This window comes from Brevundimonas sp. (genome assembly GCF_041648115.1).
Lineage (GTDB): Bacteria > Pseudomonadota > Alphaproteobacteria > Caulobacterales > Caulobacteraceae > Brevundimonas.
The window spans coordinates 100,650-111,101 of sequence record NZ_JBAZPR010000014.1; the positions used below are offsets into that span (position 1 = coordinate 100,650).

Annotated in this window: 8 protein-coding genes; 3 read left to right on the top strand and 5 right to left on the bottom strand. The window is 68.9% G+C overall.

What is annotated here, in order from left to right; all coding sequences use genetic code 11:
- Window positions 1-2 precede the first annotated feature (2 nt).
- Both WC597_RS13760 and WC597_RS13765 read right to left on the bottom strand, forming a co-directional pair.
- Window positions 3-1,103, bottom strand: a complete 1,101-nt coding sequence (locus WC597_RS13760; protein ID WP_372694092.1) for a glycoside hydrolase family 43 protein — start codon at window positions 1,101-1,103, stop codon at window positions 3-5.
- The gene (locus WC597_RS13765) at window positions 1,100-2,683 is read right to left on the bottom strand and encodes a pectate lyase (RefSeq protein WP_372694094.1); all 1,584 of its coding nucleotides are present in this window, start codon (window positions 2,681-2,683) and stop codon (window positions 1,100-1,102) included. Before WC597_RS13765 ends, WC597_RS13760 begins: the two co-directional genes overlap by 4 nt.
- A gap of 119 nt (window positions 2,684-2,802) precedes the next feature.
- Between WC597_RS13765 and WC597_RS13770 the strand changes: the two genes are divergently transcribed.
- The 3 genes from WC597_RS13770 (at window position 2,803) to WC597_RS13780 (ending at window position 7,484) form a co-directional block, all read left to right on the top strand.
- Window positions 2,803-5,787, top strand: a complete 2,985-nt coding sequence (locus WC597_RS13770) for a DUF6298 domain-containing protein (protein WP_372694096.1) — start codon at window positions 2,803-2,805, stop codon at window positions 5,785-5,787.
- Between the two features lie 15 nt (window positions 5,788-5,802).
- Window positions 5,803-6,672, top strand: a complete 870-nt coding sequence (locus WC597_RS13775) for a rhamnogalacturonan acetylesterase (protein ID WP_372694098.1) — start codon at window positions 5,803-5,805, stop codon at window positions 6,670-6,672.
- Window positions 6,673-6,740: 68 nt separating this feature from the next.
- Window positions 6,741-7,484, top strand: a complete 744-nt coding sequence (locus WC597_RS13780; protein WP_372694100.1) for a FadR/GntR family transcriptional regulator — start codon at window positions 6,741-6,743, stop codon at window positions 7,482-7,484.
- A gap of 10 nt (window positions 7,485-7,494) precedes the next feature.
- On the opposite strand, the gene WC597_RS13785 is transcribed toward WC597_RS13780, so the two are convergent.
- The 3 genes from WC597_RS13785 to WC597_RS13795 form a co-directional block, all read right to left on the bottom strand.
- Window positions 7,495-8,376 (bottom strand): hypothetical protein, encoded by an 882-nt coding sequence (locus tag WC597_RS13785; RefSeq protein ID WP_372694102.1) that lies wholly within the window; start codon window positions 8,374-8,376, stop codon window positions 7,495-7,497.
- A gap of 87 nt (window positions 8,377-8,463) precedes the next feature.
- Complete coding sequence (locus tag WC597_RS13790; RefSeq protein WP_372694104.1) at window positions 8,464-9,630, bottom strand: glutathionylspermidine synthase family protein; 1,167 nt, start codon at window positions 9,628-9,630, stop codon at window positions 8,464-8,466.
- A 3-nt stretch (window positions 9,631-9,633) separates the two neighbouring features.
- On the bottom strand, window positions 9,634-10,374 hold the full coding sequence (locus WC597_RS13795) for a PspA/IM30 family protein (RefSeq protein WP_372694106.1): 741 nt from the start codon (window positions 10,372-10,374) through the stop codon (window positions 9,634-9,636).
- Window positions 10,375-10,452 lie beyond the last annotated feature (78 nt).

Consider the following 10,452-nt stretch of genomic DNA (forward strand, 5'->3'; position numbering starts at 1 on the left):
GATCAGGGCTCGCGGATGAAGGGGTCCAGCGTGCGGATCGCGCCGTCCGCCTCGTGCGTCAGATCCAGCACCTTGGCGCTGCGCAGGTTGTTGCGGTTCGACAGTTGGGTGTCGTGGAAGAACAGCCGCCAGCGACCGTCCACCTCGACGATGGAATGGTGGGTGGTCCAGCCCTGAACTGGCGACAGGATCGTGCCGCGATAGGTGAAGGGACCATAGGGCGTCGTCGCCGTGCCATAGGCCAGCAGGTGCGTGTCGCCGGTCGACCAACTGAGATAATAGAGGCCGTCGTGCTTGTGCATCCACGCCGCCTCGAAGAAGCGGCGGTCCAGGTCGCCGCCCAGCAGGGGCTTGCCGTCCGTATCCACGATCACGGCGTCGCGCATCGGCTCGGCAAGGCTCAGCCTGTCGTCGCTCAGACGGGCGACCTTGGGCGTCAGGGCCGGCTGGTCCGGGCGGCCCAGGTCGGTGTCGCCGCCGGCCGGGTCGTAGGTTCCCGTGGCCCAGCGCTGCAACTGTCCGCCATGAATGCCGCCGACGAACAGATAGGCCGCGCCGTCGTCGTCGACGAAGACGCTGGGGTCGATGCTGAAGGCGCCGGGGATCGGTTGCGGCTGAGGACGGAACGGTCCCTCGGGCCGTTCGCCGACAGCCACGCCGATGCGGAAGACGCCCTCGCGGTCCTTGGCCGGGAAGTAGAGGTAATAACGGCCGTCCTTTTCGGCCGCGTCGGGCGCCCAGAGCTGGCGAGACGCCCAGGGCACATCCTCTAGGGTCAGGGCAACCGGATGCTGCGTCACCGGCCCGCCGATTCGGTCCATCGACAGGACGACATAGTCTCGCATCGCATAGCCCTTGCCCGGCTGATCGTCGGCAGGCGGGGCCTCGATGTCGTGCGAGCCATAGACATAGACCCGGCCGTCGAAGACGTGGGCCGACGGATCGGCGAAGAAGATGTCGGTAGTCAGGGGTTGGGCGCGATAGGCCAGACCTTGCGGAGAGCGTTCGGGAACCGACTGCTGCGTCTGGGTGTGGGTCTGGGCCAGGACGGAGCCGGCTAGGGCGAGGCTGATTGCCGTGGCGGTCATAAGGCGTGTGATCATCGCTGGGCTCCAGCGACGGCGGCGATCAGGCGGCTCATGGCGTTGATGTAGGTTCCGGTGGAGATGCCCATCGGCCCGCTGGCCTCGGTGAACGGCGAGGTGTCCCAGTCGTCGCCGACCTGGCCGCGATCCACGAAGCCGGGCGGCGGCTCGGCCGGGCCGGGACCGCGATAGGGATGGCTGGTGGTCTTCAACTCGACCGGCCAATAGCCCTCGGCGTTCAGTCCCGAGACTAGAGCCGCGACCGAGGCCGGTCCGGCGGCGTTCAGGTCCGAACCCGCCTGCGGACGGGTGATGACATAGTCCGGCATCAGCGACGGCCCGCGCCCCAGCAGCGGCGAGTTCTGCGTCGCTTGCTCAGGCGACAGGGCCGAGACCTGGGCCACACGCCGACGCAGGGCGGCCACGTCGATGTGCTTCTCACCCCGCGCGCCGGTCATGTCGAAGTCGGCGTAGTATTCGCCGTTCTGGGCGTTGGAGCCGCGTCGATGCACGGCGATGAAGCGGTTGGTCCCCGGCTCGACGAAGCGGAAGAAGTTACGGCCGTCGTTGTGGGCCTCGACCGGCGCCTCCATCCGCTCCAGCCAGTCCAGCGCCTGCGGCAAGCGAGCCAGGAAGCTGCGGTCGCCGGTCAGCCGATAGAAGTCCAGCATCTTGTCGATGGACGCGGCGGTCGTATGCGGCGAGACGGCGGCGGGCTCATAGGTCCGTCCCCAGGCGGGCTTGAAGTCGGGGGTGTATTGCAGCGCCCAGCCCGGCGTCGGGTCCGGCTGTTGCAGGTCGCGGTAGCAGGCCATGGCGCGCTGGATCGGCTCGCGCACCCGCTCGTCCTTCAGCTGCTGCAAGACCAGCAGCAGGAAGTCGATGTTCTCGTCCGCCACCTCGTCGTTCAGGGTGATCAGGCCGGTGTAGTCGGGCTTGCCGTGGTTCTCGAATGCGCCCGCCCGGGGCCAGCGCTGGGGCCATCCGCCCGACGGCAACTGGCTGGTCAGGACGAAGTCGATGGCCTTGTCCACGGCGGGCCGGAACCGCGCCTCGCCCTTGGCCAGATGCAGCCGCAACAGGAAGCGGGCGCACTCGACCGTGGCGTGGTCGTCGAAGGTGGCGTTGCCGTAGTAGTGCTGAAACTCCTCCAGCCGCCAGCCATTGGCGCCGATGGTGTCGTACCAGCGGCGGATCGAATCTTCGCCCGCCGTGTCGATGACATAGTTCCAGCCGCCGGCCGGATGCTGACCCTGGATCAGGGCATCGGCCGCCTGGGTCGCGGCCGTGTAATAAAGATCGTCGCCGGTCGCCCGCCAGGCGTCCAGAAAGATCTGTCCCATCTCCGGCGTGCCCGGCGCCTGGGTCCAGATCATGGTCGGATAGGCCTCCATCTCGCCCCAGCGGCGCGACAGGTCGGGCAGGTAGGACCAGACATAGCCGCCGTTCACCGCCACTTTTTCCGTCATGAAGCGGGTGGCGCGGGCCATGGTCGCCAGCACCTGGGCGCGCGTCGGCTCGGCCGCGCGCCAGCCGGCCAGAGGCGCAGCCAGAGCGGCGCCGGCCGCAGTCGCCAGACAGGTGCGTCGGCTCAGCATCGAAGACCCCTTCGTTTCCTGGATGTCCGACGCTCTGACGGCGACTGGCGGAATGACACCGCTGGACATGTCTGGAAATATAATAATACTTTTCGGCAAATGGCTAGGGAGGAAAGGCCATGAAGTGGCGAGTGGGCGGCTTGGCCGCAGCGGCCTTGGTCGCGCTGTCGAGCATGGCCGGCGCGCAAGGCGCCGATCCGCGCGACGTATGGCGTATCCCACCCATCGATTTTTCCCATGCGGGCTATCGCGGCGGCGGCGTCGCCCCGGCCGTCCATCCCGCGACCCTGATCGTCACGCCTGTCGAGGGCGACGACGGCGCGCGAATCCAGGCGGCCATCGATCTGATCGCGGCCCGACCGGCTGACCGGCGCGGCCATCGCGGCGTGGTCCAACTGACGCCCGGATCCTATGAGGTCGAGGGCCAGGTGCGCATCGCGGCCGACGGCGTGGTGCTGCGCGGCGCGGCCGGTGGCGGCACGACCGTCGTGGCGACCGGCGTGGATCGTCGCGCCCTGATCGCCGTCGTGGGACAGGGAACTGCCGCGCCGTCCGGCGATCCCGTGTCGGTGGCCGGCGCCGTGCCGGTGGGGGCCATGCGCCTGCCGCTGGTCTCGACCGCAGGCCTCGCGGTCGGCGACCGGATCACGATCCGGCGGCCTAGCACGGACGCCTGGATCGCCGCCCTGGGCATGGACGATTTCGTCGGCTGGCGGCCCGAGGGGCGGCTGAACTGGAAGCCGGGCACGCGCGACATAGTCTGGGACCGCACGGTGACGGCGGTGGAACCGGGCGCCGTGGTCATCGACGCCCCCCTGACCACGGCGCTGGACCCGGCGATGGGCGGCGGTCTGGTCACACGCGGCCCGTCCACGCCGCGCATCCGCGAGGTGGGGATCGAAGGTCTGACCCTGGTCTCCGCCCATGATCCCGAACGGCCTATGGATGAGGATCACAGCTGGTACGCCGTCGCCTTCGACGGGGTCGACGACGGCTGGATTCGCAATCTGTCGGCGCGCGGCTTCGTCGGCTCGGTGGTCGATCTGGGCGAGACGACGCGGCGCATCACGGTCCAGGATGTCTCGGCTTCCGACCCCGTGTCCGAGATCGGCGGCTGGCGCCGACGGGTCTTCTATACGGCCGGTCAGCAGAGCCTGTTCGTCCGCTGCGACAGCCGCGACGGCATCCACGACTTCGGCCTGGGCCATGCGGCGGCCGGCCCCAACGTCTTCCTCGACTGCACCGCCACGGACGCCAGGGGCGACAGCGGCGCTCTGGAAAGCTGGGCCTCGGGCGCCCTGTTCGACGGGGTCAAGGTGCGCGGCGGCGCCCTGACCCTGACCCACCGGGGACGCGAGGCTCAGGGCGCCGGTTGGGCCGCCGCCAATTCCTTGCTGTGGAATTGTGAGGCGACAGTGGTCGAGGTGCGCAATCCGCCCGAGGCGCCCAACGCCGCCGTCGGCTGTCGCGGCGAACGGATCGGCGACGGGGTGCTGGAAGACCCACGCGTCCAGCCCGGCCGCGACTTCCACAGAGCCCAACCGCAGGAACCAGCGAGCCTGTATCGTTATCAACTGGAGGCGCGGCTGGGCGCTTCGGCCCTGCGCGCGCTCGACCCCGTCGTCCTGCCCGCGTCCGCGCGTGGAACGCCCAGCCTGACCGATGCCCAGGTCGCCGCCTGGCGCGACGCCCATCGTGCGTCCGACGACCGCCATCCCCTGACCCTGGCCGACGGCCGGTTCCAGATCGACGACCGCCCGGCCTATGTGCGCAAGATCGGCTTCGCCTTCTTCCAGGCCCAGATGCCCACGGCCGCCGCCGCCGCCTCAGGCCCCTTCCTGACCCGGTTCGCGCCGGGCAAGATCGGACCGGGCCTGACCGACGATCTGGACGCCCTGGTCTCGGGCCTGAACACCGGCGACGTGGTCCAGCACAACTACGGCCTCTGGTACGACCGCCGCCGCGTCGATCACGACTTCTACGGCTCGCCGGATCAGAAGGACGGCGAGGTCTGGGCGCCCTTCATCGAACTGCCCTGGGCCCGCAGTGGCACGGGACGCGCCTGGGACGGCCTCAGCAAATACGACCTGACCCGCTTCAATCCCTGGTTCTTCGACCGGCTGGACGGGTTCGCCGAACGGGCCGAGCGGCGCGGCGTCGTCCTGCATCACCGCATGTATCTGCAGCACTGGCTGCTGGAGAGCCGCGCCCATTACGTCGATTTCCCGTGGCGGCCGATGAACACGATCCAGACGACGGGCATGCCGATGGAGGTTCCGGCGGCCGAGGTCTTCTGGGACGTCTCCGACCCCGTGCGGCGCGACCTGCATCGGCTCTATATTCGCCATACTCTCGACGCGCTGAAGGATCGGTCAAACGTCATCTTCGGCCTCGACCCGGAATACACCGGCCCGGCGTCCTTCGTCCGCTTCTGGCTGGAAACCATCGCCGAATGGGAGGCCGAGACCGGCCGCTCGGTCTGGGTCGTGCTTGAGGCGCCCAAGGCGGTGACGGACGCGGTGCTGGACGATCCGGCCCTGTCGCGCGTCATCAATGGGGTCGAGTTCCACCATTGGACCTATCGCCCGGACGGGACGCTGTTCGCGGTCCAAGGCGGCATCGACAAGGCGCCGCGCGAACAGGTGGACGCCATCGCCCGACCGCAGGATCTGGCCAACGGCGCGGACCCCGCCCAGGTGCGCCGCGACCTGTGGAAATCCACGTCCGCCATGCGTTACCGCGCCTATCGCGAATACCGCGACCGCCGCGCCGACCTGGCGCTGCTGGACGGTGACGACGCCTATCCCGAGCTGAGCCGGGCGGTCGAGGCGGCCTTCCCGGCGGCGGCGCGAGCAGGGATGCGACCCTCCGACCGCGTCATCGCCGGACCGTCCTCCTGGGGCGGCGCCGACGCCGATGGGCGGTTGCTGGTCTATGCGATCGAAGGCCCCGCGACGCTGCGCCGACTGGCCCGACCGATGACCGTTCGCTGGGCCAGCGGCCAAGGCGTCGCCTGCCTGCCCGCCGGTGCGACCCGCCTGGAGAGCACGGACCAGACCCTCTGGGCCGCCTTGCTCGAACCGACCAACGTCTGTGCGAACTGAACCGAAGGAAATCCCATGACGCTCGCCGCCATCCTCTCGTCCGTCGCGCTGCTCGCCGCCCCCCAGGCTGCACCCGCGCCGCCGCCTGGGGGCACGCCCATCACGCCGATCCAGGCGTCCAAGATCATTCTGGTCGGCGACTCGACCACGGCGGTGATCGGCGGCTGGGGCCCCAGCTTCTGCGCCGACCACGTGACCTCCTTCGTCGCCTGCGTGAACCTGGCGCGGGGCGGGCGCAGTTCGGGCAGCTATTTCGCCGAAGGCTCCTGGGATCTGGCGCTGGCGGAGATGTCTACACCCGGCTTCGTCCAGACCTATGTGCTGATCCAGTTCGGCCACAACGATCAACCGGGCAAGCCGGGCCGCTCCACCGATCTTGCGACCCAGTTTCCCGCCAATCTGAAACGCTATGTCGAGGAGACCCGCGCACGTGGCGCCATCCCCGTCCTGCTGACGCCGCTGACACGGCGTCAGTTCGTCGACGGCCGGCTACAGAACGACCTGGTCCCCTGGGCCGATGCGGTGCGCAAGGTCGCCGGGGAGACGGGCGCGCCCTTGGTCGATCTGAACACGTCCAGCGCCGCCGCCGTCCAGGCCCTGGGGCCGATGATGTCGGCTCGCTTCGCCCAGTCGCCGCCGTCGCCCGAGGTCGCGGCCGCCCTGCTGACCGGCACGACCATCCCCGGCTCGACCGGCGTGACGCCGGCGCCGGCCACGCCTGCGGCCCAGGCCCAGAATAACGCCGCCGTCGAGCCGCTGGGCCAGGCGCGCGTGTCGTTCGACTACACGCACCTGGGGCAAGAAGGGGCGGACTTCTTCGCCGCCCTGGTGACGCGCGATCTGATCCTGGCCGTGCCCGCCTTGCGTCGGGTGCTGGTGCCCTGAGGCGTGCGGCATATAATCATATTATTTGGTTTGCTGACTTTTGAGCCGGCCTGGCTTACGACCGCAGGATGAGCGCCAGCAACGATGCCCCGGTCGGTCCCCTCAGATCGACGCAGGTTCTGTCCACGCACGAGCAGATCGTGCGCGCCCTGGCGCAGGACATCCTGACCGGCCGCCTGGCGCCGGGCGAGAAACTGCCGCTGGAGGCCGATCTGCTCGACCGTTTTGGCGTGTCGCGCACAGCCTTGCGCGAAGGTCTGAAGACGCTGGCGGCCAAGGGGTTTCTCAGCGTCAAGACGCGTGTCGGCACCCGCGTGACCGACCCCGTCCACTGGAACTATTTCGACCGCGAAGTCCTGACCTGGCAGGTCTCGGGCGGCATGGACGCGGACTTCAGGCGTCAGTTGGCCGAGGTGCGTCGCGCCCTTGAACCGGCCGCCGCCGCCTTGGCCGCCCAGCGCCGGACGACGGAAGATCTGGTCGCCATGCGCCACGCGGTGCAAAAGATGCAGGTCAAGGCTCTGTCCGAGCACGACTTCGCTTTGGCCGACCTGGCCCTGCACGTCGCCATCGGCGCGGCGTCGCAGAATCCGATGATGCGCTCGCTGGCCAGCGTCATCGAGACGGCCCTGCTGGAGGTCTTCACCCTCAGCCCGCCGACACGCGATCTGCGGCTTCAGGCCGACACGGCCGCCGCCCACGAACGCATCGTCGATCTGATCGAACGACAAGATGGCCCCGGCGCCGCCGAGGCCATGCTGTTCGTGATCGACGCCGGCTACGAGCGGGTGGAAGCCGAGCGTCGGGGATAATGGCCCGGCCTCAGCGGCGTGCGCGGGCTTCCAGTTCGCCGATGCGGCGGCTGAGGTAGGCGGTGTCGTCGGCCGACGGGCTGGTGCGGGTGTAGGCGGCGTCGAGACGGGCGAGATCGCCGGCTTCGACGCGGATGTCTGCGGCCTCGGCGCGGGTGACGGCGCCCGAGCGTTCGGATGCGGTCAGGGTGGTTTCCAGGTTCGTCAGTCGAACGCGCGCCGTCAGGTTGGCGGCAGGCGGCGTCGTGCCGGTCGGGCCGTCGCCGACACGCAGGTCCAGAGCATCCAGGCGCGCGTCCAGATCGGCGCGTTCTGTGGCGTTGATCGTCCCGTCGGCGTTGTAGCGGGTCTCGATCTGGATCAGGGCCTGATAGTCGGTTTTCAGGCGCGTGGCCTCGGTCCGCGTCAGACGGCGAGCGGTCACGGCGGCGTCCACGCGGGCGTTGAAAGCGGCGCGGCCCTGGGCGGCCGTGTCGGTCTCTTCATAACCCGAAGCGCCAGACTGCAACGTCTGGGTCAGTGCCGTGTAGCGGGCGTTCAGGTCCGCGCGTTCCTGGGTATTGATGCCGTCCGCGGCGTAACGGGTCTCCAGATCGACCAGGGCGGTATAGTCCGACCTCAACCGCGTCGCGGCCGAGCTGGACACCGAACCGGCGCGCAGGCTGGCGTCCACCTGGGTCGAGAACTGGCTCTGGCCGTCACGCAAGGGCCGGCCGCCGCGCAGCCAGGCCTGATCCATGGCCGAGAGGCCGAGCCGATCCCCGAACAGGGCTCCGACGACGGCGCCGAGGCGGTCCTGGGTCGTCGATGGGGCTTGCGTCTGGGCGCCGGCGGCGCCGGCGGCGAGGGTCAGGGCGGTCGTGGCGACCAGGGCGAGGCGGATGCTGGGCATGGATGCGGCTTTCGGGCGTCTGTGGGACCCCAAGAACGACCCGCGCCTTGCATTGGTTGCCGCCTTCGCCAACCGGTGTGACGCCGCCTAGCCCCGAATGAAGTGCGGCACGAAGCGCGAGGTGTTGCGGGTGATGCGGCCTACGTCCTCGCGCAGGCTGATCCCCGCAGGCTCTGTCCCGACCACCCACGACCCGACGATCACATGGTTGCCGTCGAAGTTCGGCGGATTGCACAGCGCCTGGCGGATGTAGCGCCCCTCGCCATAGCCGCCGTCCACGACCTCGGCCGCGCTCAGCCCCTGGTCGATCAGTTCGACATTGTCGCCTTCGCGCGAGAACAGCGGCTTACGCACATAGGACGAGCCCAGAGCGCTCTCGGCCGGATCGCCCTCGAAATAGCTCTCCAGCAGGTTTGGATGGCCCGCATGCCGCTCCCACAAAAGGGGCAGGATGGCCTTGTTGGACAGGATGCTCTTCCACGCCGGTTCCAGCACGGTGACGTCGGCGGTCGGCAGGGGGGCGGCGTATTCGTCGCGCAGCATCTGCTCCCACGGATACAGCTTGAACATCGCCTGGATGATCCAGTTGTCGTGGTCCACGAACCGGCCGTCGGCGTTCAGGCCGATCTGGTCGATGGCGACGAACTGCGGGTCCAGCCCGGCCTGGCGCGCCAGGTCTTCGAGAAAGCGCACCGTCTGGCGGTCCTCCACGAAATCGGCGTCGGAGGCGAAGTGCACGAAGCCGCCGTTCGGGAAGATGGCCCGGAACCGGTCGACCAGCTTCTCGTGCAGGCTGTTGAACTGATCCGCATCGGCGGGCAGGGCGCCGGCCTTGATCTGATCCTCCAGCCACAGCCACTGAAACACCGCCGTCTCATAGATGCTGGTCGGGGTGTCGGCGTTGTATTCATAGAGCTTGGCCGGCCCCGTGCCGTCATAGGCGAAGTCGAACCGGCCATACAGGGACGGGTCGCCCCGCTTCCAGCTGTCGGCCACATAATCCCGCATGGTCTCGGGAATATCGAGCTGCTCCATCAGCCGCTCGGACTGGACGGCCTCGTTCACCAGCTCCAGGCACAGGCCGTGCAGTTCCTCGGTCGGCGCCTCGATCCCGCCCTCGATCTCGGCCAATGAGAAGGCGTAGGCGGCCGTCTCGTCCCAATAGGGTTTGCCGTCGGTATGGCGCCAGGTGAAGCCGAGTTCCTCGGCCTTGGCGTCCCAGTCGGTGCGGGGATCGAAGCGCAGACGCTCCATGGATCAGGCCGGGTCTTTGTCTGGAGCCGACTGCCCGATGCGCGGCGTGACCACCGTCACCTCCGGCTGGCTCAGGCGGGCCAGGACGTCGTCGGCCGACGAATGGCCGGGCAGGATGCCGGCCTCGCGCAGCTTGGCGTCCAGGTCCGCGCCGGTGCGGCGGTCTTCCAGGGCCTGGTTGGCGTTCAGCTTTTCTTCCTGGATGGCCTGGCGCTGCTTGATGCGTTGCAGGCTGTCGGCGGCCGAGCCGATGCGCGACTGGGCGCCGGCCGAGTTCAGGGCGACCGAGGTCTGGGCGCGCTGGACGGAATCGTTGACCTTGACGATGTCGATCTCGCGACGAAGCGTCTCGATCTTCTGGTCGGTCGAGGCGATGGCGGTGCGCAGGCGCGTCTCGGCCGTCTTCATGTCCTCGATCAGCGGGCCGCGGCTGGTGATCTCGACCTCCAGCTCGGCGATGCGGCCGGCGACTTCGCGTGCCAGGTCGGTCTTGCCCTGGCTCATGGCCGAGCGGGCCGAGCTTTCGTATTTGGCGATCTGGTCGCGGAAGCTGACCATCTCGTTCTCGGCCATGCGGCGGCGCGCCACCAGGCCGGCAAGGTCGTCGCGCGCCTTGCCTTGAGCATTGTCGGCGTCGCGGATTTCCTGATCGAGGATCTTCAGCGCATTGGCGTCGACGACGCCCTGGGCGGCGTCATGGGCCGAACCCCGAAACAGGGCGGACAGTTTTCTGAGCATGGACATGGTCGGTCTTCCGGGATCAGGCGGCGTCGGCGCCGAAGGTTTCACGCAGTTCGGTGGCGTCGATCGCATTCTCGGCCA